We start from the raw sequence: 23059 nt of genomic DNA, 5'->3' as shown, positions 1-23059 counted from the left end.
ACCCGACCGCCGTCGGGGCCGCGCTCAGGAGGCGGGCTCGGTGAGGTACTTGGCGCCCGCGTCCGGGAGCTTGTTCCCGTTGGTGTCGAAGAACTGCCAGGACTTCGCCCGCATCGCCCCCGGACGGGCGACCACCAGGTGGCGCGTCGGGGAATCCCCGACGGTGACGGGCTGGGGCTCGGTGGTCGTGCCGTCCGCCCAGGTCACCACCACCCGGCCGACGGCGGGGCCGATCGACAGGTGCACCACGTCCAGCGGGGCCACGGTGTCGCCCTTGCCCCGGTGGCCCTCCAGGCCGCCGCCGAACAGGTCCGCGGCCCGCGGGTCGAGCTTGCCCGGGGACGGGGTGATGCCCTCCGAATCGTGGCCGAGCCGCACGCCGTCCAGGGTGAAGTAGGTGTTGGTGACATCGGAGTCCGGGTCGTAGTAGTGCAGGACGAAGTCCTCCGTCGGCTTGGTGACGGCCGGGTCGTAGGGGGCGCGCTCCTGCCACACCGCCAGCGCCTGCTCGTACGCCCGCTCCTTCGGCGCCACCGGCCAGAGCGCCTGCCAGAGTTCCCAGGTCCTTCCGTTGACGACGCCCTGCCCCAGCCGTACCCGGACCGGGGTGAACGGGTCGCGCACACCGGGGGTGGCGGGGGCGGACGGGCCGGCCGTCGGGGCGGCCGCGGGGGCGACTGCCGCGCCGCCGGTGCCGGCGGGGGAGAGCCGGTGGGAGGCCGCCGGGGCCGGGCGCAGCTCCGCCAGCGCCCCGCCCGTCAGCGCCACCACCGAGGCCAGCGCCACCGCGCCGACCACCGTCCGGCGGCGGTGCCGCAGCCGCCGCCCGCCCGCCAGGATGTCCGCCACCGGCGCCGGGCCCACCTTCGCGCCGGCCGCCGCCTCGGCCAGACCGAAACCGACCCACAGGCCCGCGTCGTCGCTCCTGTTCGCGCTCGTGCCGTCCGCGTCCGGGTTCATGCCGCTCCTCCGATGTGTTCCGTGCCGCTGTGGGCTGTGCCGACGCGTTCCGTGCCGACGCGTTCCGTGCCGACACGTTCCGTGCCGGCGTGTTCCGTGTCCTTGAGGGCCACCAGCTCCGTGATCTGCCGCAACCGCGCGATGCCCTTCGCCGCGTGGCTGCGCACCGCGCCCACCGAGCACCCCATGGCCGTCGCCGTCTGGCTGTCGCTCAGGTCCTCCCAGTGCCGCAGCACCACCGCCTCGCGCTGACGCGGCGGCAGGGTGGCCAGCGCGGCCAGCAGGGCCCCGCGCTGGTCGGACCGGGCGAACCCGTCCTCCCACCCCGCCGCGTCCGGCACTGCCTCCACCAGCAGCTCCGGCGGGCGGCGCCGCCAACGGCGGGCGTGCTGGTTGACCAGGATCCGCCGCACGTAGGCGTACGGATCGTCCGCCCGCCGCACCTTCGACCAGGCCGCACAGGCCTTCTCCGCCGCCGACTGCACGAGGTCCTCCGCCGCGTACTGCTCGCCGGCCAGCAGGTACGCCGTCCGCACCAGGTGCGGCCAGACCCCGACGATGAACGCCTGGAACTCGTCGTCCCGCCCGCTCTTCGCTTCTCCCATGAGCACCTCCTCACCCACCCAGAGCCCGTCCGCGACCGGAAGCGCTTACTCCGGCCCCGGACCCCGCTCACCCGGTGCTACGGGCGGCGGGAGCGGCGAGGATCGGTGGGGGGCGATGGGGACCGGTGGGGGACCAGCGGGGACCGGTGAGCGTGGCAGGCGGAGGCGGTGCGGCCACGGAGAAAACGGCTTGGGGACCGGTGGTGAAGATCAGTACGATCGTCCGGATGATTCTTTCTCATGACGTATCAGGCAGCGGGCCCACCGTGGTGCTGCTGCACTCCGCGGTGTGCGACCGGCGGATGTGGGACGCGCAGTGGCAGCGGCTGGTGGACGCCGGGTACCGGGCCGTCCGGTGTGACTTCCGGGGGTTCGGCGACTCGCCGCTCGCGGACGCGCCGTACAGCGACGCCGGGGACGTGCTGGCGCTGCTCGACCACCTGGGCATCGAGTCCGCGGCGCTGGTCGGCTCCTCCCACGGCGGGCGGATCGCGCTGACGGTGGCCGCGCTGCGGCCGGAGGCCGTCACCGCGCTGGCCCTGCTCTGCCCGGGCAGGCCCGGCCACCAGCCCAGTGACACGCTGCGCGCCTTCGGGGCGCGCGAGGACGCGCTGATCGAGGCCGGGGACATCGCGGCGGCCGTGGACCTGAACGTCGAGACCTGGCTGGGGCCGGAGGCGGACGACGCGACCCGGGCGAGCGTCCGGCAGATGCAGCGGCACGCGTTCGACGTGCAGGCGGAGGCGACCGTCGGCCCGGACCGGGAGGACGTCGACCTCTCCCTGGTCGCGGCTCCCACCCTGGCCGTCGGCGGTGCGCACGACGTGCCGGACTTCCGCGAGATCGCCGCCGAGCTCCCCGCGCTCCTCCCGAACGCCCGGCACCTCGAACTGCCGTGGGCCGGCCACCTGCCGAGCCTGGAGCGGCCGGAGGAGACGACCGCGCTGGTGCTGGAGTTCCTGCGGGAGGCCGCGGCAGCCGGCTAGCGGGCGCCCTTTCGGGCCAGTTTTCAGGGAGTGGGAAGTCGGCCGGGCCGACTTCCCACTCCCCGTCTGTTTTCTCAGTGCCTTGCCGCTGTCGCAGCCGAGATCGAGCTGTCCGAATTGCCGGATGGTGGCGACTTTGCGCCGGATTCCTCGACATGGGCGGATTCCGGGTGTCGTCATATGTCAGTAAAACTTCGCAAAGAATTTCTCAATTCAACGAACTTGACGGGCACCTGACTCAACAGGATGTTGCAGCTCAGGGGCATGTCGGTGACCCTTCGTCGACTTTGCGTAACCCGCCGTGCCCGTTCACCTCCGCAATCCGCAGCGGTACGGTTCCGAAGGAATCGCCGGGGGCTGCTTCCCAGTACCCCGGCCGTACCGGAAATTGGTGCGAGGCATGGGTCAGGGAAACGACGAGGGGAACGGCGCGGCAGCCGTTCATCCGAGATCCGTGACGTTGGTCGCCGAAGTCCTGCGCAGCGTCGCACAGGTCGATTTCATGCCGTCCGTCGTGTGCGGACTCCTCTTCGCGGCCGCACTGTTCGCCGCCGGCCCGCGGTACGGCCTCTACGGTCTGCTCGGCAGCACAGTCTCCACCGCCGCAACCGTCCTGACCCCGGCGCTCGCGGCGGTCTCCGCGCCCTTCGGCGGCCACGCCTTCACCTGGCCGTTCGTTCTGACCACGATGCTGTTCCTGGCGGCGGTACCGGCCGTTCCCCGCCTGCGTCGGATCTGATTGTCCGTCAAATTTCCTTGCATTTCATCGGATACTCGGAAAGGAAGAGTGATTCCCGTGAATCTCTCGCCGCGTGAGATGGACAAGCTGTACATCTACGTCGTGGCCGATCTGGCCCGCAAGCGCCGCGACCGCGGCGTCAAGCTGAACTACAGTGAAGCCTGCGCGCTGATCAGCGAGGCGATCATGGAGGGCGCCCGGGACGGTCGCACCGTCGCCGAGTGCATGGAGATCGGCAAGCAGGTCGTCCGCAACGCGGACGTCATGCCGGGCGTGCGCGAGATGCTGCCGCTGCTCCAGGTCGAAGCCGCGTTCCTGGACGGCACCAAGCTGGTCTCCTGTCACGACCCGGTGGGTGCCTGAGCCATGGCACGACCTCAGGGCGGTGTCGCGGCCACGGGAACGGCCACTGCCACCGTGGTGCTGGCCGGCGGGCACGAGAGCGACGGCGCACGGGACCTGGCGGCGCTGGTCACGGCCGACCCGAGCCTGCGGGCCGGCGGGGCCACCACGCCCGCCGGGCCTGCCACGCCCGCCGGGCCTGCCGCGCCCGCCGGGCCCGCCGCGTTCGCCGTGCGCGCCGCCGCCCCGGCGGGCCGACAGCTCGTCGAGGCCGTACGGTCCGCGCTGGCCGCGGGCGACGGGCCGGTGTGCGTCGTCCCCATGACGCTCGGCCGCGACCCCGAGCTGGTGGCCGACACCGCCCGGGCGCTGCGCTGGCTGGCCGCCGGGGAAGGCCGGGGCCGGCTCGCCCTGACCGCGCCCTTCGGCGCCGCCGAACACCTCATCGGCTGGCTGCGCGCCGCTGCCGCCGCCGCCCCTGACGGCGCGGTACTGGTCACCGCACCGGCGGCCGGCCCCTTCGAGGACGCCGAGCTGTTCCGGATCGCCCGACTGGCCCGCCAGTACGGGCGGCACCGCTGGGTGGAGGTGGCCTTCGAGGGCGGCGACCCCGACCCGGCCGAGGGCGCCGAACGCTGCCGCCTGCTCGGCGCCCCGCAGGTGACGGCCGTCCCGGCCTCCTTCGGTCCGGCACTGCGCACCGCACTGCCCGGCGTACGGGACGGCGGCCCGCTGCTGCGGCCGTCCGCGATCGCCGGAGTGGTCGCCGCCCGGGTGGCGGCGGCGCTGCACCTGCTCGGGCACGGGGAGGACGGCATCCGGGCCGGCCTCGACGCCGAGCACGGGCACGGCTACGCGCACAGCCACGGGCCGGGCGGAGACCACCACCCGCACCCGCACGCGGACTTGCCCGAGGACTCGCACAGACACCCCCACGCACACACCCCCCACTGAACCGGCAGAGAGGAAGGCCAGCCATGTCTGGTGGCGCCGCATACCTGTACGGCGACGACCCGGTGGAGATCAACGCCGGCCGCGCCAAGGCCACCGTCACGGTCAGCAACACCGGCGACCGGGCGATCCAGGTCGGTTCCCACTACCACTTCTTCGAGGCCAACCGCGCCCTCGACTTCGACCGCAACGCCGCCTTCGGCAAGCACCTGGACATCCCGGCCGGCACCGCCGTCCGCTTCGAGCCCGGCGACACCAAGGACGTCACGCTCGCCGAGTTCGGCGGCCACCGCCGCCTGGTCGGCTTCAGCAACCTGGTGGACGGCGGCATCACCGCGCCCGACACCCGCGCCCGGGCCGTCGAACGGGCCATCGCCCGCGGCTTCAAGGGCACCAACCTCGACCACAAGGAAGACCGGCCCCGGGACTTCCGCACGGAGATCCACCCGGAAGGCGACCGCTGATGGCCATCCTCTCCCGCAAGCAGTACACCGACCTGTTCGGCCCGACCGTCGGCGACCGCTTCCACCTCGCCGACACCAACCTGGTGGTCGAGGTCGAGCAGGACTTCAACCAGGGCCACTACGGGGACGAGGCCGTCTACGGCGGCGGCAAGGGCATCCGCGACGGCATGGCCCAGGACCCGGCCGCCACCTCCGTCCAGGGCGCGCTCGACCTGGTCATCACCAACGTGGTCGTCATGGACGCGGTACTCGGCGTCGTCAAGGGCGACATCGGCGTCAAGGACGGCTTCATCACCGCCGTCGGCAAGGCCGGCAACCCGCACACCCAGAGCGGCGTGCACCCGAAGCTGGTCATCGGCCCCGGCACCGACGTGATCTCCGGCGAGCACCTGATCGCCACCGCCGGCGGTGTCGACACCCACATCCACTTCATCGCCCCGCAGCAGGTGCAGGAGGCGCTCAGCAACGGCATCACCACCCTGATCGGCGGCGGCACCGGGCCCTCCGACGGCACCAACGGCACCACCTGCACCCCCGGCCCGTGGAACATCCACCGGATGTACCAGGCGGTCGAGGACCTGCCGGTCAACGTCGGCCTGCTCGGCAAGGGCAACGGCGCGCTGCCCGGCGCCCTGCGCGAGCAGGTCGAGGCGGGCGTGTGCGGCCTCAAGGTGCACGAGGACTGGGGCAGCACCCCGGCCGCGATCGACAGCGCACTGAACGTCGCCGACGAGTACGACGTCCAGGTGGCCATCCACACGGACACCCTCAACGAGTCCGGCTACTTCGAGGACACCCTGTCCGCGATCGACGGCCGCACCATCCACACCTTCCACACCGAGGGCGCGGGCGGCGGCCACGCCCCCGACATCATGCGGATCGCCGGCGAGCCCAACGTCCTGCCCTCCTCCACCAATCCGACCCTGCCCTACACCGTCAACTCGGTGGACGAGCTGCTCGACATGGTGATGGTCTGCCACCACCTCAGCCACGACATCCCCGAGGACGTCTCCTTCGCCGACTCCCGGGTGCGCGCCGAGACCATCGCCGCCGAGACCGTGCTGCACGACGAGGGCGTCATCTCGATCTTCTCCTCCGACTCGCAGGCGATGGGCCGGATCGGGGAGACCTTCACCCGCGCCTTCCAGACCGCCCACCACTGCAAGGACCAGCGCGGCAAACTGGCCGGCGACAGCGAGCGCCACGACAACTTCCGGGTGCTGCGCTACCTCGCCAAGCTCACCATCAACCCGGCCGTCGCCTCCGGCACCGCCGACCACATCGGCTCGCTGGAGCCCGGCAAGCTCGCCGACATCGTGCTCTGGCCGATCAACTCCTTCGCCGCCAAGCCCAAGATGGTGATCAAGGGCGGGGTGATCAACTGGGCGCTGATGGGCGACCCGAACGCCTCGCTGCCCACCCCGCAACCGGTGTACTACCGGCCGATGTTCGGCGCGTACGGGCGGGCCCGGCAGGCCACCCGGGTCTCCTTCATGTCCCAGGCCGCGGTGGACCTCGGCGTCCCGGCCGAACTCGGGCTGGAGAGCCGGGTACTGCCGGTGCGGCGGTGCCGCTCGATCGGCAAGCAGCACATGGTGCGCAACGACGCGCTGCCGAAGATCGCGGTCGACCCGGAGACGTACAAGGTCACCCTGGACGGCGAGCCCGCCACCATCGAGCCGGCCCGCGAACTGCCGCTCAACCACCTGTTCTACCTCGCGTGATCACCGACACCGCGGCGGGTACGGCGGCCGACACCGCCACCGCCGCCGATGCCGCCGATACCGCCGCCGATTCCGGGTTGGACGCCCTGCTGGTCTGCCTCCAACTGACCGACTCCGCCTTCCCCAGCGGCTTCTACACCCTCTCGCACGGCCTGGAGGGCTACGCCCAGGCCAAGGCCGTCACCGCCGACACGATGCCCGCGCTGCTCACCGACCTGCTGCGGCACGGCGTCGGCCCCTCCGACGCCACCGCACTCGTCCTCGCCCACCGGGCCGCCACGGCGGGCGACTGGGAGCTGCTGGCCGAGACCGACCGTCGGCTGCACGCCACCAGGCTCAACCGCGAGCTGCGGCTGGCCGCCACCCGGACCGGACGCCAACTCCTGGACATCGCCCGGGAGTCGGTGGGCGGCGAGCCGCTGGAACGGTACGCGGAGCTGGTCGCGGACAAGCGCGCCCCCGGCTGCCAGGCGGTGGCCGCCGGGGTGGCGTACGCCTCGGCCGCCGTGCCCGTCGAACAGGCCGTCACCAGCGACCTGTTCGCGTTCTGCACGAGCTTCGTCGGCGCCGCGCTGCGGCTGCGGCTCACCGACCACCGCCGGGCACAGGTGGTGCTGCGAGCGGCCGCACCGGTGATCCGGGAGGTCGTCGCGGCAGCACTGGAACGGGACTTGGCGGACCTCGGCGGCTGCGTGCCGGTCGCGGACGCGATGTCCGGACGGCACGAGCGGGCCGAGGCCCGGCTGTTCGCGACCTGAAGACCCCGAAGACCCCATGAGTGGAGGACACCCCATGACCGAGAACGTGCTCCGCGTGGGCATCGGCGGGCCGGTCGGCTCCGGCAAGACGGCGCTGATCGAGGCGCTCGTCCCGGTGCTGATCGCGGGCGGCCACCGCCCCGCCGTCATCACCAACGACATCTACACCCAGGAGGACGCCGAGCACGTGCGCCGCACCCTCGCCGGGGTGCTCGACCCGGAGCGGGTGGTCGGCGTGGAGACCGGCGCCTGCCCGCACACCGCCGTCCGCGACGACCCGACGATGAACCTCGCGGCCGGCGCCGAGATGCTGGAGCGCTTCCCGGACGTCGACACCCTGCTGTACGAGTCCGGCGGCGACAACCTCACGCTGACCTTCAGCCCGGTGCTGGTGGACCTGTTCCTGTTCGTCCTCGACACCGCCGAGGGCGAGAAGATGCCCCGCAAGCGCGGCCCGGGCATCACCGAGTCCGACCTGCTGGTCATCAACAAGATCGACATCGCCCAGTACGTCCGCGCCGACCTCGGCATCATGGAGTCCGACGCCCGCCGGGTGCGCGAGGGCGGGCCGGTGGTGCTCACCAACTGCCTGACGGGGGAGGGGCTGGAGGAGATCGCCGCCTTCCTGGAGACCTTCCGGAAGGTGCCGGCGTGACGGCCTCCCCCGAGGCGGTGGAGGGCGTCGCACCGGCGGCAGTACCCCGGCTCGACCCCCGGCACTACGAACCGGCCCGCGTCCCGTACGAGGTCCGCCGGCACGCCGGGACGCCCGACACCCTCGGGGTCGGGCGCCCCGGCAAGGTCGGGCTGCTGGAGCTGGCCTTCGAGAACATCGGCGGGCGCACCGAACTCACCGGCCACTACCAGAAGTCGCCGCTGCAGATCATGCGCCCGCTGTACTACGACCCGGCCCGCCCCGACCTCGCCGTCACCTTCCTGATGTCCACCGGCGGCGGCATCCTGCAGGCCGACCGGCTGCGGACGGACGTGCGCTGCGGCGCCGACACGGCCGTCCACCTCACCACCCAGGCGGCCACCAAGGTCTACCGGATGGAATTCGACTACGCGACGCAGCTCCTCCACCTGGAGGCCGGCCCCGGCGCCTACGTCGAGTACCTGCCCGAGCCGGTGATCCCCTTCGTGGACTCCCGGCTCTACCAGCGCACCGTCCTGACCGTCGACCCGGGCGCGACCGTCCTGGCCGGTGAGACGGTGCTGGCCGGCCGCCTGGCCCGCGGCGAGCGCAATGCCTACCGGGTGTTCGCCTCGGACCTCGAAGTGCGGCGCCCGGACGGCGAGTTGGTGGCGGTCGACACCGTGCGGCTGGAGCCCTCCGGCCGTGGCGGCGGGGCCGGCGGCGGCGGAGTCACCGGCGGCGGAGTCACCGGGCCGGCCGTGCTCGCCGGACACGACGTGATGTCCAGCCTGTACGTCCTCAGCCCGCTCGCCCCGGCCGCCCGGATCGCGGACGCGCTGCACGAGGCCCTGGCCGACCGCGGCCTGCTCCACGGCGTCAGCGTGCTCCCGCAGGACAGCGGCGCCTGGCTGCGCCTGCTCGGCTCCGACACCCGCGCGTGCGCGGCCGCCCTCCGCGCGGCCTGGGACGCGGTGCGGCGGCTGCTGATCGGCGTCCCGGCACCGGAGCTGCGCAAGACGTAGCCGATCGGAACACCTGGGGCAGGCCTAGGGCAGGCGCTGGGAGTCCTCGCCCGCCAGGCGGGCGATCTGGCGGTGGCTGAGCTCCACCGTGCGGTTCATGTGCCGTAGCAGGAAGGCCAGTTCGGCCTCGCTGTCCTCGTCGAGGACCGCCGCCCAGTCGGCGCCGAGGCTGCGCCACACCTCCCCGAAGCGCTCCAGCGCCTCGGGGAGGACGGCGACCAGGACCCGGCGGCGGTCCGCGTCGTCCCGCTGGCGGGCGACCAGCCCGGCCTTCTCCAGGCGGTCGACCAGCCGGGTGGCGGAGCCGCTGGTGAGTCCGGTGAGTTCGGCGATCCGGCCGGTGGTGACCGGGCCGTCCTCCAGGGTGAGCAGGTTGAGGCACTGCACGTCGGTCGGGTGCATGCCGAGGTGGTCGGCGACGGCCTGGTTGAACAGCACGTAGGAGGCCAGGTAGCGGCGCGAGACCGGCCACAGCTGCGCCATCAGGGCATCGCGGGTCGTCATGGGGGAAGGGTAGCGGGCACCTCGATTAATAGTTGCGCTACGCAGGCATTTCTCTCTATGTTGTCTGCATGGCGCAGATATTCGAGCCTTCGCTTCCCGTCGCCGTCACCGGTGCCACCGGCGCCCAGGGCGGCGCCACCGCCCGCGCCCTGCTGCGCGCCGGCCGCCCGGTCCGCGCCCTCACCCGCGACACCGGCTCCCCGGCCGCCGCCGCACTCGCCGCACTCGGCGCAGAAGTGGTCCGCGCCGACTTCGACGAGCCCGCCTCGCTGGCGGCGGCGCTGGACGGCACCGGCGCACTGTTCGCGATGTCCACCCCGTTCGGCAGCGACCCGGGCACCGAGGTCCACCAGGGCACCACCCTGCTCGACGCCGCCCGCGCGAGCGGCAGCGTCCGGCACGTCGTCCTCGCCTCCGCCGCCAATGCCGACCGCCCGACCGGCATCCCCCACTTCGAGAGCAAGCGCCGCATCGAGCGGCACCTGGCCACCCTCGGCCTGCCCTGGACCGTCCTCGGCCCGGCCGCGTTCATGGAGAACTACGCCAACGGCTGGACGCTCCGATCGCTCCGGGACGGCGTCTTCCACCTCCCCATGCCCCCCGGAGTCCCCCTCCCGGTGATCGCCGCCGACACCATCGGCGCCTTCGCCGCCCACGTCCTCGCCCACCCCGAGGCCTACACCGGCCGGCGCATCGACATCGCCTCGCAGTGGCGCACCGGCGAGCAGATCGCCGCCGCCATCGGCGCGGCGAGCGGACGCGACATCCGCTTCGAGGAGGTGCCGCTCTCCGTCGCCGCCGGGTACTCGGAAGACCTGGCCGCGATGTTCCGCTACTTCCAGGCCCCCGGCCTTGACATCGACACCGACGCCCTGCATGCCGCCCACCCGGACATCGCGTGGCAGTCGTTGGAGTGCTGGGCGGCCGGCCGCAGCTGGGACATCTGAGGCGTGCCCGTCCGGGCCTTGTCGGTCGGGGTGCCCGTCGGTCGGGGGCGTACGGTGGCGGGATGGCCCCGAGGACACCGCGCAGGATCCACGTCGACGGCCGCGACTACCGGTGGATCATCCGTCCCCGTGACGCCTCGCACGTGGTGGTGCGCGCCTGGCTTGACACCGGCGGCCGCTCGGGCCGCCCGCTGGAGGTCGCCCGCTGCTTCGACGACCCCTGGCTCAACCACGGCATCCTGCTGACCGCCCCCGCCGACCGCATCGCCGAGGTCTTCCAACTCGCCCCGGTCACGCCCGCCTTGACCGCGGCCCTGATCCGCGCCGGCCTCGCCGCCGGCTGGCACCCCGAGGTGCCGGGCGCACCGCAGCGCTTCACCATGGACGGCGAACCGGCCGACTTCACCCTCCTCCCGGAGGAGTGAACCCCCGGGCAGAGCGAGGCCCGAACGGGCGCGCGCAGGAGCACCGTACAGGCCGGGTCCGTCCGCCGGGGCCGACCGGATACCGGGCGGCCCGTTCGGCCGCCTAGGCCAGCCGCTCGACGAACTTCCGTTGCCACGGCGTCTCGACGGCGTGCCGGCTGTAGTGCTCCCGTACGTAGGCGACCGCCTCCGCGGCCGGGACGCCGTCCAGGACGGCGATGCAGGCGAGCGCCGTGCCCGTACGTCCGCGCCCGCCCGCGCAGGCGAGTTCGACGCGTTCGGTCGCGGCGCGCTGCCAGGCCTCGCGGAAGGCGTCGGCCGCGTCCGCGCGGTCGCTCGGCAGCCGGAAATCGGGCCAGCGCAGCCAGCGGTGCTCCCACTCGATGTCCCTCGGCGGCCGGCCCAACAGGTAGAGGCCGAAGGCGGGTCGGGGTCCGGGCGGCAGCGGACGGATCAGGCCGCGGCCGCGCAGGAGGCGGCCGGAGGGCAGCCGCAGGAGGCCGGGGGTCTCGGGATCCCAGGTGGTCGGCCGGTCGGTCATGTCGCCCCTCTCCGATGGACGTCGTCAGTTGCCACCGTAGGTCAGCACGCCGACCAGCTCCTCGACGAGCAGGTCGTCGAACTCCTGCCCGGTGGCCAGCAGCCGGTACCAGACGACGCCGAACACCAGGTCGATGCCGGTGCCGACGGACAGGCCGGGCGGGAGTTCGCCGCGCAGCCGGGCCCGGTCGAGCAGGGCGCCGAGCGCGTCGCGGCGCGGCTGCAGGAAGGACGCGCGGAACCGCTCGCCGAACGCGGGGTCGATCTGCGCCTCCGCCATGAGCGCGCGCAGTCCGGCGGCGACCTCGGGGCGGCGGCCCAGCACCATGCTGGCGCGCAGGAACTCGCGTAGGTCGGCCGGGTGGCTGCCGGTGTCGGGCACCGCCACGTACAGGTCGGCCTTGGTGGCCAACGCGTCCATCAGGACGTCGGCCTTGGCGGGCCACCAGCGGTAGATGGTCTGCTTCCCGGTGCCCGAGCGGGTCGCGATGCCCTCGATCGTGAGGGCGGCGTAGCCGACCTCGCCGAGGAGTTGGAAGGCGGCGGTCAGGATCGCCAGCCGGCTCTCCTCGCTGCGCTTGCGGCCGGGGCGGGGGAGATCTTCTCGTTGCTCGGTCACGCTTGCCACGCTACCGCAATTCGAGACGAGACGTCACGGTTTGAAATTGACTCCGGCGTCGGGCCGGGAGTTTTTCCATCGGGGAGATGAGAGTTCGTGAGCAAGCACACCGCACTGGTCGTCGGCGGGACCTCCGGCATCGGGCTGGCCACCGCGCGTCGGCTGCACGGCCTCGGCGCCGACGTCCACGTCGTCGGCCGCGACCCGGAGAAGCTGGCTGCCGTCGCCGGCACCGACCCGGAGCTGACCGGCCACCGGGCCGACGGCGGCGACCGGGCACAGATCACCGGGGTGATCGAGTCGATCGGGCGGATCGACTGGCTGGTCGTCACGCTCGCCGGCAGCGAGGGGCCCGGCCCGATCGCCGACCTGGACCTCACCATGCTGCGCCGCGCCTTCGACGCCAAGTTCTGGGGGCACCTCACCACCGTCCAGGCCGCCCTGCCGCACCTCGCGCCCACCGGGTCGATAACCCTGCTCGGTGCGACCACCGCCCGCTCCGGCATCCCCGGCACGGCCGGCATCGCGGCGATCAACGGCGCCGTCGAAGCCCTGGTCAAGCCGCTCGCGGCGGAGCTGGCGCCGATCCGGGTCAACGGCGTCTCCCCGGGGCTGGTCGACACGCCCTGGTGGAACGGGCTGCCCGCGGAGGCGCGGAAGGCCTACTTCGCCCAGGCCGCCGAGCAGCTGCCCGCCCGGCGGGTCGCCACCGCCGAGGACATCGCGGACGTGGTGGTGCTGGCGGCGACCAACCGCAACCTCACCGGCACCGTCATCGAGGCGGACGGCGGGGCCCGGCTGGTCACCTTGGGCTGAACTCCGTCCGGGTGTCGGCGGGGCTCAGGGCGCCACGTGCAGCCCGACCGTGCCGGCCGGCATCCCGGCACGGTGGGCCAGGGCCGCGGCCTCGCCGCGTGAGGCCACGCCCAGCTTCGCCAGGATGTTGGCGACGTGGAACTTCACCGTCGACTCGCTGATGTGCAGCGCCGCGGCGATGTCGCGGTTGCGGCGGCCCTGGGCGAGCTGGTCGAGGACCTCCGACTCCCGTGGCTGGAGGCCGTCCAGCGGGTCGGTGGCGAGGGACGGCTCGGGGAGGCTGAGCGGCAGGTCGACCGTCACCGTGGTGCCCCAACCGGGGACGGCCTCGACGGTGCAGCGGCCGCCGAGGGCGGCGATGCGGTCCGTGGTGCGGTGGACGGCGAGGGCGTCGACGGCCAGCACGCCGAGGCCGTCACCGCGGACCACCGCCCGCAGGGCGTCCTCCGGGGTGAACTGCCAACTCACGTGCAGGCGGGTCGGCTTCTCCTGCTCCAGCATCAGCAGGACCGCCGCCCGGACGGCATCGCGGGCGGTGTGCGCGGCGTCGGCCGGGACGGAGCGGGTGGCCTCGGCGGGCGGCGCCGAGTCCAGCCGGACCCGGGTGTGCCGCAGCAGCGGGCGCAGCTCCCGGGCGAGCCGGGCGAACGCGGCCCCGGCGGGCTCCTCGCTGAGCGTACGGTCCAGGTCGGCGCCCTGGCGCAGGTCGAGCAGGGCGGTGACGGCCAGCTCGGTGGCGCTGCGGCGCGCGGTCGCGTCGTCCAGGTCGGCCGAGCGCAGCGGCGCCAGGATCGCGCTGAGCGCGGCGCTGTGCGTGCCGGTGAACTCGGCGATCGCCCGGGCGCGGGCGTTGGCGGAGGCGCGGGACGCGGCCGCGTGCTTGGGTGCGGCGTCGGTGGCGCGGTGGTCGGAGTGGGCGACGACCAGCTCCCACAGCTGCTGCAGCACGGCGAGCGCCCCCGGGGCCACGGGGGTGGCGTCCGCCCGGACGAGGACGAGGACGGCTCCGTTGACGGAGCTGGTCGGTACGTCGCTGGTCGGCGCGGCGTCGTCGGTCGGTGTGGCGCCGCCCGATGCGGCCGAGACGACCACCACCGGCCGGGTGCGGCCCGCGAGATCGGCCTCGCCCTGCCAGGGGCGGCCGGTCGCGATGGTCGCGGTGGCGCGCTCGGCCAACCGGGACAGCTCCAGGCCGCTGATGCCGTCGGCCAGCTCGGGCAGGCCGTGGGCGTGCGTGGGGGAGTAGGTGCAGACGCCGCTGAGCTGGGCGACCGCCACGTGCGGCACGAGGGTGGCGAGGGTGCGGGAGAGGCGGGGCAGGATGTCCGGCCGCGGTGCGCGCAGCACCTCCACGGCCCGCGCCAGGGCGTCCTCGGGGCGGGCCCAGGCCTCCTGCCACCGTCCGTTCGCGCCGCTCGCGCTGGTCGTGCTCTTTGCGCCATTCGCGTTGCCCGCGTTGCCCGCGTTGCCCGCGTTGCTCGTCCCAGTCACGCCGTCCGCACCGTCCATTCCGTCGAGTCTAGTCCGGTCGGGCCCGGCACTGCCTGGCCGTTCGGACAGGTCGAACCGGCCGAAAGCCCAGGGGCCCTGACCGTGGCCCCGGACCAGGATGGAAACCGTCGGAGGTGCCAACTCCACGCAATCCCAAGGAGCTTCCATGACCAAGGCGATGGCCTTCAACGAGTACGGCGACGCGGACGTGCTGCGCCCGATCGACATCGAGCTGCCCGCCCCCGGGCCCGGCCAGGTGCGGGTGGCGGTCCGCGCGGTGGGCGTCAACCCGCTCGACCACAAGGTGCGCAGCGGCGCGATGGTCGACATGTTCCCGGTGGCCTTCCCTGCCGTGCCCGGCTACGAGCTGGCCGGCGTGGTGGAGGCCGTCGGCGAGGACGTGAGCGGTCTCGCCCCCGGCGACGAGGTGTTCGGCGCCGTGATGGGCGGCGCGTACGCCGAGCAGGTGCTGGTGCCCGCCGGGCAGCTGAGCCGCAAGCCCGCCTCGCTCGGCTGGGAGGAGGCCGCGGCGCTCCCGGTGGCGGCCGAGACCGCCGAACGGGCCCTCGACGTCCTCGGCGTGCAGCCGGGCGAGACCCTGCTGGTGCACGGCGCGGCGGGCGGGGTCGGCACCGTGCTGCTGCAGTTCGCCCGGGCGCGCGGGATCACCGTGATCGGCACCGCGAGCGAGGCCAACCACGACCACCTGCGCGCGCTCGGCGCGATCCCGGTGGCGTACGGCGACGGCCTGGCCGAGCGGGTGCGCGCGGTCGCCCCGGACGGGGTGGACCGGGCCCTGGACGCGGTCGGGCAGGGCGGGGTGCTGCCGCTGTCGGTCGAGCTGACGGGCGGCGCGGACCGGGTCCTGACCATCGCCGACTTCGTGGGCGCGGAGCAGTACGGCATCCGCTTCACCGGCGGCACCGAGGGCGCGTCCTACCACCAGCGCGCCTACGCCACCGCGCTCGCCCTGCACGAGGCCGGCACCCTGCGGCTGCCGCTGCACCGGGTGCTGCCGCTGGCGGAGGCGGCCGAGGGGCAGCGGATCAGTGAGGGCGGGCACCTGCGCGGCAAGGTCGTCCTCACCGTCTGACGGCGCGTCCGCCGTCTCCGCGGCGGCGGGCACACCGGGCACCGTACGGGCGCGCCCCGGCCGCTTCTGCGACCGGGGCGCCGCAACCGCCTTGGCCCGTACGGCCGTTGTCCTCCCGGCCGGACCGTCCCCCGGGCACGCCCCACCCCGCCGACGCGCCGACCGCGGGTTGTCGGCGGAAGCCCGACCTCCGCCCGCCCGGTCGGTAGAGTCGCGCCCATGGTGACGACGAACGCGGCGGGAACTCCGGCGACCGGTCGACTGGCAGGCCGTTCCTGCGTGGTGACGGGCGCGGCCAGCGGCATCGGACGGGCCGTCGCCGAGCGCTTCGTCCGCGAGGGCGCGTCGGTGGTCGCCACCGACATCGACGCCGACGGGCTGAGCCGCCTGGCCGACCGTTTCCCGGGCGCCGTCAGCACGGTGGTCGGCGACGTGGCCGACGACGCGGACGCCCGCCGGATGATCGATGCCGCCGCCGAACGGCACGGGCGGCTGGACGTCCTGGTGGCCAACGCCGGGGTGCTCCCGCTGATGGAGGTCACCGAGGCCACGGCCGAGGACTGGGACCACGTGATGGCCGTGGACGGCCGCGGCATGTTCTTGACCTGCAAGTACGCGATCCAGGCGATGACCGCCCAGGAACGGCCCGGCGGCTCGATCGTCTGCCTCTCCTCCATCTCCGGCGAGGCCGGCCAGCGCGGCCAGGCCGTCTACGGGCCCGCCAAGTTCGTCGCCTCCGGCCTCACCAAACACCTCGCCGTGGAATGGGCCGACCGCGGCATCCGGGTCAACGCCGTCGCCCCCGGCACCATCACCACCGAGCGGGTCGCCCGCCTCAGCGACGAACCCGGCGGCCCCGAATACCTCGCGGCGATCGAGAAGCTCCACCCGATGGGCCGCCTCGGCGCCCCGGCCGAGGTCGCCGCCGCCGTCCTCTTCCTCGCCTCCGACGACGCCTCCTTCATCACCGGCGCCGTACTGCCGGTCGACGGCGGCTACTTGGCGCAGTAGCCCCGCAGGAGCGGACGAAGAAAATCCGGATGACCCGGGGCCGTGGACGTTCCTACACTCACTCCCCATGGCCGTCGACCCGCACCCGCACCTGCTGAACGTGATCGATGTCGAAGCGACCTGCTGGGAGGGGCAGCTGCCACCCGGGCAGGTCAGCGAGATCATCGAGATCGGACTCACCGTCGTCGATCTGCGCGCGGGTGAACGCCTCGCCAAGCACCGGCTGCTGGTGCGCCCGGCCCGGTCGAAGGTGAGCCCCTTCTGCACGGAGCTGACGGGGCTGACACAGGCCGAGGTGGACGGCGGCCTCCCCTTCGGCGAGGCCTGCCGGGAACTGGCGGCCCACCACCGTACGGGCTCGATCCCGTGGGCCAGTTGGGGCGACTACGACCGCAACCAGTTCACCCGCCAGTGCCGTCACACCAACACGGAATACCCCTTCGGCGACCGCCACACCAACGCGAAGATCGCCTTCACCGCCTCCTACGGCCTGCGCCGACGCCCCGGCATGGCCGAGGCGCTGACCGTGGCCGGCCTCCCCCTGGAAGGCCGCCACCACCGGGGCGACGACGACTCCTGGAACATCGCCGCCCTGGTGCTGGACCTGGCCGGGCGGGGGGACTGGCCGGCCGACCGGAACTCGTGAGGCGGTGTCGCTCCCGCGGCGGCCCCTGCCGTCGTTTCGACGGTTGGGACTCGGCTTCGACGGTTGGCTCGGTTTCGACGGTTGGGACTCGGTTTCGGCGGTGGGGACTCGCGCCGTCCGGCCTCAGGCGGAGAGCAGTTCGACCAGGGAGGACACCCCGTCCGGGCCGTGACCGGCCGTGACCGCCCGCCGGGTGAGGGCGAGCGCGGCGTCCAGGACGGAGGTGTCCAGGCCGCGGGCCCGGGCGGTGTGTGTGACGTGCGCCAGCCCGGCTGCGGCGGAGGCCACGCTGCTGCGGTCGCCCGGGTGGTGACGGTCGTCCGCGCGGCGGGCGAAGTCCTCGATCAGCGGGGGCAGCAGGCGCGACAACCCCTGGGCGTACGGCGCGAGTTCGGCGCCGCCGATGCCCTCTGCGCGGGCGAGGGCCAGGGCGTGGACCCAGCCGTGCACGGTGGTCCAGAACAGATCGAGCAGGGCCGCGTCGAAGGCCGCCGCCCGGCCCGGGTCCGCGCCCACGTGGCGTACGGTGCCCAGGGCCCGGAGCGTCCCGGCGTGCGCGGCGAAGGCCTCGGGATCGCCGCTGAGCAGGACGGTGCCCTCCGGGCGGCCGATGGTCGGGGTGGGGGTGAGGATCGCGGCGTCGAGGAGGCGGACGCCGAGGGCTTGGGCGTCGGCGGCGTTCGCGCGCGCGTCGTCCGGGCCGATCGAGGTGGCGTTGACGACGGTGCGGCCGGTCAGGGCGGGCCCGGCGGTGTCCAGCACGGCCCGGGCGGCGGCGTGGTCGCGGACGCAGAGCAGGACGAGCGGCGCGTCCGCCACCGCCGCGGCGGCGCTCCCGGCCGACCGTGCCCCGAGGGCGAGCGGTTCGGCGTCCCGGCCCGGCGTGCGGTTCCAGACGGTGACCGGATGGCCGGCCGCCAGCAGCGCCCCGGCCAGCGCCCGGCCCATCGGGCCCAGGCCCAGCACGGCAACGGCGTTACGGGAAGGGCCGGTTGAGGAAGATCGTCGGTTCGGCATGGCGGTTACGCTAGACCTTCACGCCGGCGGCAGAGTCAAGGCGGAGGCCCACCCAGGAGGTGCCCGCGATGCGGATCGGAGAACTCGCCCGGCGGACCGGGGTCACCCCCCGTGCCCTGCGCTACTACGAGGAACAGGGCCTGCTCACCCCCGAGCGCCGCCCCAGCGGCTACCGCGAGTACGGCGAGCGGGACGTGGACGCCGTCCACGGCATCCGCACCCTCCTCGCGGCCGGTCTCAACAGCGCCGCCATCGCCGAGATCCTCCCCGGCCTGCCGTCCCCGGGGCACCGCCGGCCCGGCCCGACCTGCCCGGAACTGCGTGCCGGCCTGGCCGTGGAACGCGCCCGGATCACCCGGCGGATCGACGAACTCGCGGCCGCGCGCGACGTGTTGGACGCCATCATGGGCGCGGAGGCGCCGAGCGAGGTGATCCGCGCTGGCCGGCCGTCCGGCCGCTAGTCTGGTCGCTAGTCCGGCTGGCCGCCGGACCCGCTGTCCGACCGGCCGGGGTCTGGTCGGGGGTCCGGCCTCGGGACCGGTCGTCGGGTGCACCGGAGGCGGCCGGACGGAAAGTCGATGGCGCTCGTTCCCGCGCCGTGCTGGAGTGAGCGGATGGATCATGACGAAGTGCTCGCCCTGTTCGACGACCGGATCCGGCGCAACGCGCAGCCGGACGGCCCCGGCGTCCGCGTCGAGCGGGACGGTGCGGTGGTGCGGCAGGTGGGTTCGGAGGACTCCTGGAACGGCGTGGTGTGGTCCGGCCTGGACGAGGCCGGGGCGGACGCGGCGATCGCGGCGCAGGTGCGGCACTTCGCCGCTCTGGGCCTGGAGTTCGAGTGGAAGGCGTACTCCCACGACCGTCCCGCCGACCTCGGGAAGCGGCTGCTGGCGGCCGGGTTCACGCCCGAACCGGTCGAGGCCCTGATGATCGCCCGGATCGAGGACCTGCCCACCGACGTGGTCCTGCCCGAGGGCGTCCGGCTGCAGCCGGTGACCGACCCGGCCGGCGTGGACCTGCTGGTGCAGGCCCACGAGCAGGCCTTCGGCACGGAGGCGCCCCGCCTGCGCGAGCGGATCCTCGACCACCTCCGGCACGGCACCGACACGCTCAGCATGGTCGTCGCGATGGCCGGCGACCGCCCGATCTCCGGGGCCCGGATGGAACTGAACCCGGGCACCGGATTCGCCGGCCTCTGGGGCGGCGGCACCGCACCCGAGTGGCGCGGCCGGGGCATCTACCGCGCCCTCGTCGCCCACCGGGCCCGCCTCGCCGCCGACCTCGGCTACCGGTACCTGCAGGTCGACGCGAGCGACCAGAGCCGCCCCATCCTCCAGCGGCTCGGCTTCGCCTGGGTGAGCACCACGACGCCGTACGTGCGCGGCCTGGCGTGACACCCGTGTCCTCCCCTGCCGATCGGCAGGGGAGGACACGGCGCTTACTGCTCAGGGTTGTGCCGTTCGGTACATGCGCGGGGTGGGGTGGCGGGGTCAGGGTTGAGGCACTTGCGAACGGGGGTCGTCAGGGCCCCCGGGAAGGGAGCCGCACCGTGATCCGCATCCGTCTCCGCCGCCCTCGCGTGGCTGCCGTCGCGTTCGCCCTCCTCGGGCTCGGGCTCGGGCTTGGGCTCGCGTTCGGGCTCGGGCTCGGGCTTGCGCGCGGGCTTGCGTTCGCGCGTGCTCCCGGGCGGCGGCGATCAGGTCCGGAGCCGTGCCACCCGGACGGTGGCAGGATCGGTCGCGCCCGTGGTCCCGCCCAGCCCGAAGCAGGTGCTTCGCTGCGCCCCGGTGTCGTGCGCGGCGGTCTGTGCGAGGGCGTACTGGAGTGGCACGCCGATCGCCGCCACCGGCAGCAGTACGCACACCAGAGCGTGCCCGAGGCCGAGCCGGAACGTCCTGCGCCGGACGGCGGTGACGAGTTGCCAGCCGCCCCACACCACCGCGCCGACACCCAGCACCAGCCCCGCCCAGGCGAGCGGCAGCACATGGGCCGGGGCGCCGGGGCTGTCGTGGCAACGGCTCACGAGCCCGTGGATGGAGTCGTCCGCGGCGAGCGTCGGCACACTGCACACCCACCCCAGGCACCCGAGCAGCAGCGGGCCGCCTGCCCGGAGCCACCAGGGGGAGCGCTGGTTCGCCCGGGCGTGGATGTGGCTCACGGTTCGTTCCCCCTGCCCAGCTGTGCCGACTGGAATCGACATGAGCGATCGACATGAGCGATCGACAGGTGCGGTCGACATGTGCGGTCGGCACGGGTGCGGCCATCGTAGCGACCGGAACGGAAGGAAAGGGTCAACTGGAAGCAACGGGACCGTAGTCGGGCGGATGCCAGGAGCTTTCCTCCCAGTCGGGTCACGCTGACGCGGTCGGCCGGTCGGCCACCTCCCCCGGCTCGCCCGAGAAGACCACCTCGCCCCGGTGCAGCACGTGCACCACCGCCGCCCCGGCGAGGGTGCGGGGCAGCGACTGGGCCGCGACCACGACCGTACGGCCGCCGGTGGCGCCGGCCAGCAGATTGGCGTGCAGCCGGGCGGCGACGGCGGGGGCCAGGCCGCGTTCGGGCTCGTCGAGCAGGAGGAGGGTGGGCCCGGCCGCCAAGGCCCGCCCGACGGCGACCAGTTGCTGCTGGCCGCCGGAGAGGGTGCCCGCCCGGCGATTCAGCAGGGCGGTCAACTCGGGGAACAGTTCGAGCGCCTCGTCCCTCCCCGGGCCGCCCAGGCTCAGGTTCTCGGCGACGGTCAGCGACCCGAACACCCCGCGCTCTGCGGGCACCAGGGCCAGCCCCCGCCGTACGCGCTGGTGCACCGACAGCCCGCCGATGTCCCGGCCCCGCCAGATCGCCCGGCCGCCCGACAGCGGGACGACCCCGGCGAGGGCGTGCAACGCGCTCGTCCGCCCGGCGCCGTTGCGGCCGAGCAGGACGGTGACGGCGGCCGAGGGGAAGGCCAGGTCGACCCCGTGCAGCGCCTCCAACGGGCCGTACCGGACCCGGGCGGCGCGCAGCGCGGCTTCGACGGGCATCAGCTCACCCCTCCCCAGGCCCGGGAGACACGGGGGTCGGCGAGGACGGCCGAGGTCGGACCGCCCGCGACCATCCGGCCCTCGGCCATCGCGTAGACGGAGTCGGCGAGTTCGGCGACCAACTCGGCGTCGTGCTCGACCAGCAGCAACGCCATTCCGCGCTCGGCGAGCCCCCGCAGCACCGACACCAGACGGGCCGTCTGCGCGGCGTCGAGCCCCGCCGCCGGCTCGTCCAGCAGCAGCACCCTGGGCCCACCCGCCAACGCCCGCGCCAACTCCACCAACCGCAGTACGCCGGAGGGCTGCGCCCCGGCCGGCTCGGCGGCGACAGCCTGCAGCCCGAACAGCCGCAACGCCCGGGCAGTCCGCTCGGCCACGGCCCGGGCGTCGGACCGCCCGGCCCGCCTGCTCTGCTGCTCGGCACCCACCCGGACGTTGTCGGCCACCGAGAGGGTCGGGAAGACGGCGATCTGCTGGAAGGTCCGCGCCAACCCGAGCCGCACCCGCCGATGCGCGGGCAGCCGGGTGACATCCCGCCCGCCGAGCAGCACCCGCCCCGCATCGGGCCGGACGGTGCCGGCCAGGCAGTCGAACAGCGTGCTCTTGCCCGCCCCGTTCGGCCCGATCAACGCGGTGATCCGCCCCGGCAAGGCCACCAGATCCACCCCGGCCACCGCCTCGATCCCCCCGTAGCGTCGAACGACACCCCGAGCGGTCAGGCGCGCGGCGCCATGAGCGTCGCTCATGACTGCCCGCCCGGTGTCTTGAGGGCAGTTCGGCGCACCGGGGCGACTCCGATGCCAGGAGGGCCGGTGAGGCGGCATACGCGATGAGTGTTGCTCATGGCCGACCGTTCCGCGCCGCGATCGCCTCCCGTATCCGGGGCTCCGACGGGCCGCTTCGTCCCGCCGGCGCGCCCGGTGACATGTGTGATGCTCATGGCCGCCTCCCCTGCCCCCGCGCTGTCGCCCGCAGCCCGCCCGGTTGGAGTACGGCGCCCTGCCGGGGCGGCGGGATGAGCGGTGCTCATGGCTGTTCCCCTCTCTGCTGTCCAGCCCGCCGCCGGCCCCGGGACCGTCCGGTTGCGGCGGCGGCCCACCCGGTCGGGTGATGAGCGCTGCTCATGACGATCCCGTCTCGCCGAGGGGCCGCGGGTGGCTGGGAACCGGCCGTTGTCGCGAGGCGCGCTCGGGTGATGAGTGCGGCTCAGGGCGATTGCCTGGTGGCTCGGGCCGCCTGCCCGTACCTGCTGGCCTGTTGGCGCTGAGGGGGGCCACTCGGATGGGTGATGAGTGGTGCTCATGGGTGGCTCCGTCTCCCCGGGGCTCGCTGGTATCCGGCACCGTTGCGTTGCCGTGGGGCCCGCTCGGGTGATGAGCGGTGCTTATGGCGACCTCGTCCCGGCCGGGGGTGGCCCGCATCCGGGCAGGATCGCGCTGCCGCGGGGCCCACTCGGTTGGGTGATGAGTGGCGTTCATGACGGGTTGCCCGGTGGCTTGGGCGGCCTGCCCGTACCTGCTGGCATGGCGCCGCGGCAGGGGCCCACTCGGATGGGGGATAAGGGTTGCTCATGGCAGCCTCCGCCCCGGCCCGGGCCGGCCCGCATCCGGTGGGATCGGGCTGCCGTGACAGCCACTCGAACAGGGCATGAGCGTCGCTCATGGCCGGCCCTCCCGGGCTGTGATGGCATCGCGGATGCGGCGGCCCGCTGGGGTGAGGCGGGAGGGTGGCAGGGCTGGGGT

Annotated in this window: 27 protein-coding genes; 17 read left to right on the top strand and 10 right to left on the bottom strand. The window is 74.0% G+C overall.

Annotated elements, in window-relative coordinates; all coding sequences use genetic code 11:
• Nucleotides 1-24: 24 nt before the first annotated feature.
• Together OP86_RS09445 and OP86_RS09440 are read right to left on the bottom strand one after the other, a co-directional pair.
• Nucleotides 25-960, bottom strand: a complete 936-nt coding sequence (locus OP86_RS09445; RefSeq protein WP_030254672.1) for a hypothetical protein — start codon at nucleotides 958-960, stop codon at nucleotides 25-27.
• Entirely contained in the window at nucleotides 957-1565 is a 609-nt protein-coding gene (locus OP86_RS09440; RefSeq protein WP_078588354.1) for a SigE family RNA polymerase sigma factor, read from the bottom strand. Before OP86_RS09440 ends, OP86_RS09445 begins: the two co-directional genes overlap by 4 nt.
• 227 nt (nucleotides 1566-1792) lie before the next feature.
• On the opposite strand from OP86_RS09440, the gene OP86_RS09435 reads away from it, so the two are divergent.
• The 9 genes from OP86_RS09435 to OP86_RS09395 all read left to right on the top strand — a co-directional run bounded on the left by OP86_RS09435 (nucleotide 1793) and on the right by OP86_RS09395 (nucleotide 9188).
• Entirely contained in the window at nucleotides 1793-2551 is a 759-nt protein-coding gene (locus OP86_RS09435) for an alpha/beta fold hydrolase (protein ID WP_030057241.1), read from the top strand.
• A 454-nt stretch (nucleotides 2552-3005) separates the two neighbouring features.
• Complete coding sequence (locus OP86_RS38715) at nucleotides 3006-3290, top strand: urea transporter (protein WP_030057242.1); 285 nt, start codon at nucleotides 3006-3008, stop codon at nucleotides 3288-3290.
• Nucleotides 3291-3347: 57 nt separating this feature from the next.
• Entirely contained in the window at nucleotides 3348-3653 is a 306-nt protein-coding gene (locus OP86_RS09425) for an urease subunit gamma (RefSeq protein ID WP_030057243.1), read from the top strand.
• Nucleotides 3654-3656: 3 nt separating this feature from the next.
• Nucleotides 3657-4586 carry a sirohydrochlorin chelatase gene (locus OP86_RS09420; RefSeq protein WP_157849705.1) on the top strand — a complete coding sequence of 310 codons (930 nt, stop codon included), beginning with the start codon at nucleotides 3657-3659 and terminating at the stop codon, nucleotides 4584-4586.
• Between the two features lie 23 nt (nucleotides 4587-4609).
• Nucleotides 4610-5047 carry an urease subunit beta gene (locus OP86_RS09415; protein ID WP_078588350.1) on the top strand — a complete coding sequence of 146 codons (438 nt, stop codon included), beginning with the start codon at nucleotides 4610-4612 and terminating at the stop codon, nucleotides 5045-5047.
• On the top strand, nucleotides 5047-6771 hold the full coding sequence (gene ureC / locus OP86_RS09410) for an urease subunit alpha (RefSeq protein ID WP_030057247.1): 1725 nt from the start codon (nucleotides 5047-5049) through the stop codon (nucleotides 6769-6771). Before OP86_RS09415 ends, ureC begins: the two co-directional genes overlap by 1 nt.
• Nucleotides 6768-7529, top strand: coding sequence for an urease accessory protein UreF (locus OP86_RS09405; RefSeq protein ID WP_418952573.1), 762 nt, complete (start codon nucleotides 6768-6770; stop codon nucleotides 7527-7529). The genes ureC and OP86_RS09405 overlap by 4 nt, the downstream gene beginning before the upstream one ends.
• Nucleotides 7530-7563: 34 nt before the next feature.
• Nucleotides 7564-8184 (top strand): urease accessory protein UreG, encoded by a 621-nt coding sequence (ureG, locus tag OP86_RS09400; protein ID WP_030057249.1) that lies wholly within the window; start codon nucleotides 7564-7566, stop codon nucleotides 8182-8184.
• Complete coding sequence (locus tag OP86_RS09395) at nucleotides 8181-9188, top strand: urease accessory protein UreD (RefSeq protein WP_418952572.1); 1008 nt, start codon at nucleotides 8181-8183, stop codon at nucleotides 9186-9188. Before ureG ends, OP86_RS09395 begins: the two co-directional genes overlap by 4 nt.
• A gap of 24 nt (nucleotides 9189-9212) precedes the next feature.
• Here OP86_RS09395 and OP86_RS09390 read toward each other — a convergent pair whose 3' ends face one another.
• Nucleotides 9213-9692 carry a MarR family winged helix-turn-helix transcriptional regulator gene (locus OP86_RS09390; protein WP_030057251.1) on the bottom strand — a complete coding sequence of 160 codons (480 nt, stop codon included), beginning with the start codon at nucleotides 9690-9692 and terminating at the stop codon, nucleotides 9213-9215.
• Between the two features lie 68 nt (nucleotides 9693-9760).
• Here OP86_RS09390 and OP86_RS09385 point away from each other — a divergent pair, with 68 nt between their 5' ends.
• On the top strand, nucleotides 9761-10639 hold the full coding sequence (locus OP86_RS09385) for an NmrA/HSCARG family protein (RefSeq protein WP_030057252.1): 879 nt from the start codon (nucleotides 9761-9763) through the stop codon (nucleotides 10637-10639).
• 62 nt (nucleotides 10640-10701) lie between these two features.
• Complete coding sequence (locus OP86_RS09380; protein ID WP_030057253.1) at nucleotides 10702-11064, top strand: hypothetical protein; 363 nt, start codon at nucleotides 10702-10704, stop codon at nucleotides 11062-11064.
• Between the two features lie 103 nt (nucleotides 11065-11167).
• Here OP86_RS09380 and OP86_RS09375 read toward each other — a convergent pair whose 3' ends face one another.
• Together OP86_RS09375 and OP86_RS09370 are read right to left on the bottom strand one after the other, a co-directional pair.
• Entirely contained in the window at nucleotides 11168-11605 is a 438-nt protein-coding gene (locus OP86_RS09375) for a protein-tyrosine phosphatase family protein (protein ID WP_030057254.1), read from the bottom strand.
• Nucleotides 11606-11629: 24 nt separating this feature from the next.
• Nucleotides 11630-12223 (bottom strand): TetR/AcrR family transcriptional regulator, encoded by a 594-nt coding sequence (locus tag OP86_RS09370; RefSeq protein WP_030057255.1) that lies wholly within the window; start codon nucleotides 12221-12223, stop codon nucleotides 11630-11632.
• Between the two features lie 96 nt (nucleotides 12224-12319).
• On the opposite strand from OP86_RS09370, the gene OP86_RS09365 reads away from it, so the two are divergent.
• Complete coding sequence (locus OP86_RS09365) at nucleotides 12320-13039, top strand: SDR family oxidoreductase (protein ID WP_030057256.1); 720 nt, start codon at nucleotides 12320-12322, stop codon at nucleotides 13037-13039.
• A 24-nt stretch (nucleotides 13040-13063) separates the two neighbouring features.
• On the opposite strand, the gene OP86_RS38710 is transcribed toward OP86_RS09365, so the two are convergent.
• A complete protein-coding gene (locus OP86_RS38710; protein ID WP_078588349.1) occupies nucleotides 13064-14548 on the bottom strand; it encodes a helix-turn-helix transcriptional regulator in 1485 nt (494 codons plus the stop codon).
• A gap of 148 nt (nucleotides 14549-14696) precedes the next feature.
• On the opposite strand from OP86_RS38710, the gene OP86_RS09355 reads away from it, so the two are divergent.
• The 3 genes from OP86_RS09355 (at nucleotide 14697) to OP86_RS09345 (ending at nucleotide 17280) form a co-directional block, all read left to right on the top strand.
• Nucleotides 14697-15623 (top strand): NADP-dependent oxidoreductase, encoded by a 927-nt coding sequence (locus tag OP86_RS09355; RefSeq protein ID WP_030254652.1) that lies wholly within the window; start codon nucleotides 14697-14699, stop codon nucleotides 15621-15623.
• Nucleotides 15624-15842: 219 nt separating this feature from the next.
• Entirely contained in the window at nucleotides 15843-16634 is a 792-nt protein-coding gene (locus OP86_RS09350) for an SDR family NAD(P)-dependent oxidoreductase (protein ID WP_051829891.1), read from the top strand.
• Nucleotides 16635-16701: 67 nt separating this feature from the next.
• On the top strand, nucleotides 16702-17280 hold the full coding sequence (locus OP86_RS09345; RefSeq protein ID WP_030057260.1) for a 3'-5' exonuclease: 579 nt from the start codon (nucleotides 16702-16704) through the stop codon (nucleotides 17278-17280).
• Nucleotides 17281-17403: 123 nt separating this feature from the next.
• Here the strand turns inward: OP86_RS09345 and OP86_RS09340 are convergent, their stop codons facing one another.
• On the bottom strand, nucleotides 17404-18297 hold the full coding sequence (locus OP86_RS09340; RefSeq protein ID WP_030057261.1) for an imine reductase family protein: 894 nt from the start codon (nucleotides 18295-18297) through the stop codon (nucleotides 17404-17406).
• A 68-nt stretch (nucleotides 18298-18365) separates the two neighbouring features.
• On the opposite strand from OP86_RS09340, the gene OP86_RS09335 reads away from it, so the two are divergent.
• Entirely contained in the window at nucleotides 18366-18758 is a 393-nt protein-coding gene (locus OP86_RS09335; protein WP_030057262.1) for a MerR family transcriptional regulator, read from the top strand.
• Between the two features lie 153 nt (nucleotides 18759-18911).
• Nucleotides 18912-19691, top strand: a complete 780-nt coding sequence (locus tag OP86_RS09330; protein WP_030057263.1) for a GNAT family N-acetyltransferase — start codon at nucleotides 18912-18914, stop codon at nucleotides 19689-19691.
• A gap of 302 nt (nucleotides 19692-19993) precedes the next feature.
• Here OP86_RS09330 and OP86_RS09325 read toward each other — a convergent pair whose 3' ends face one another.
• From OP86_RS09325 to OP86_RS32850, 3 genes are all read right to left on the bottom strand, one after another.
• A complete protein-coding gene (locus OP86_RS09325) occupies nucleotides 19994-20455 on the bottom strand; it encodes a hypothetical protein (protein WP_030055159.1) in 462 nt (153 codons plus the stop codon).
• Between the two features lie 193 nt (nucleotides 20456-20648).
• Nucleotides 20649-21317, bottom strand: coding sequence for an ABC transporter ATP-binding protein (locus OP86_RS09320; RefSeq protein WP_030055160.1), 669 nt, complete (start codon nucleotides 21315-21317; stop codon nucleotides 20649-20651).
• Entirely contained in the window at nucleotides 21317-21991 is a 675-nt protein-coding gene (locus OP86_RS32850; RefSeq protein ID WP_425337752.1) for an ABC transporter ATP-binding protein, read from the bottom strand. The genes OP86_RS09320 and OP86_RS32850 overlap by 1 nt, the downstream gene beginning before the upstream one ends.
• Nucleotides 21992-23059: the final 1068 nt, after the last annotated feature.

This window comes from Streptomyces novaecaesareae (genome assembly GCF_000716875.1).
Classification (GTDB): domain Bacteria; phylum Actinomycetota; class Actinomycetes; order Streptomycetales; family Streptomycetaceae; genus Kitasatospora; species Kitasatospora novaecaesareae.
The sequence above is the reverse complement of the archived record's forward strand: the minus strand, read 5'-3'. Positions and strand labels throughout refer to the sequence as shown.

Coding starts and splice junctions, on each gene's coding strand:
- OP86_RS09340 (WP_030057261.1), bottom strand. CDS start 18,297: ATGCCGAACCGACGATCTTCCTCAACCGGCCCTTCCCGTAACGCCGTT.
- OP86_RS09355 (WP_030254652.1), top strand. CDS start 14,697: ATGACCAAGGCGATGGCCTTCAACGAGTACGGCGACGCGGACGTGCTG.
- OP86_RS38710 (WP_078588349.1), bottom strand. CDS start 14,548: ATGGACGGTGCGGACGGCGTGACTGGGACGAGCAACGCGGGCAACGCG.
- OP86_RS09320 (WP_030055160.1), bottom strand. CDS start 21,317: ATGCCCGTCGAAGCCGCGCTGCGCGCCGCCCGGGTCCGGTACGGCCCG.
- OP86_RS09435 (WP_030057241.1), top strand. CDS start 1,793: ATGATTCTTTCTCATGACGTATCAGGCAGCGGGCCCACCGTGGTGCTG.
- OP86_RS09330 (WP_030057263.1), top strand. CDS start 18,912: ATGGATCATGACGAAGTGCTCGCCCTGTTCGACGACCGGATCCGGCGC.
- OP86_RS09420 (WP_157849705.1), top strand. CDS start 3,657: ATGGCACGACCTCAGGGCGGTGTCGCGGCCACGGGAACGGCCACTGCC.
- OP86_RS09415 (WP_078588350.1), top strand. CDS start 4,610: ATGTCTGGTGGCGCCGCATACCTGTACGGCGACGACCCGGTGGAGATC.
- ureC (WP_030057247.1), top strand. CDS start 5,047: ATGGCCATCCTCTCCCGCAAGCAGTACACCGACCTGTTCGGCCCGACC.
- OP86_RS09445 (WP_030254672.1), bottom strand. CDS start 960: ATGAACCCGGACGCGGACGGCACGAGCGCGAACAGGAGCGACGACGCG.
- OP86_RS09390 (WP_030057251.1), bottom strand. CDS start 9,692: ATGACGACCCGCGATGCCCTGATGGCGCAGCTGTGGCCGGTCTCGCGC.
- OP86_RS09345 (WP_030057260.1), top strand. CDS start 16,702: ATGGCCGTCGACCCGCACCCGCACCTGCTGAACGTGATCGATGTCGAA.
- OP86_RS09375 (WP_030057254.1), bottom strand. CDS start 11,605: ATGACCGACCGGCCGACCACCTGGGATCCCGAGACCCCCGGCCTCCTG.
- OP86_RS09350 (WP_051829891.1), top strand. CDS start 15,843: ATGGTGACGACGAACGCGGCGGGAACTCCGGCGACCGGTCGACTGGCA.
- ureG (WP_030057249.1), top strand. CDS start 7,564: ATGACCGAGAACGTGCTCCGCGTGGGCATCGGCGGGCCGGTCGGCTCC.
- OP86_RS09380 (WP_030057253.1), top strand. CDS start 10,702: ATGGCCCCGAGGACACCGCGCAGGATCCACGTCGACGGCCGCGACTAC.
- OP86_RS09440 (WP_078588354.1), bottom strand. CDS start 1,565: ATGGGAGAAGCGAAGAGCGGGCGGGACGACGAGTTCCAGGCGTTCATC.
- OP86_RS09335 (WP_030057262.1), top strand. CDS start 18,366: ATGCGGATCGGAGAACTCGCCCGGCGGACCGGGGTCACCCCCCGTGCC.
- OP86_RS09385 (WP_030057252.1), top strand. CDS start 9,761: ATGGCGCAGATATTCGAGCCTTCGCTTCCCGTCGCCGTCACCGGTGCC.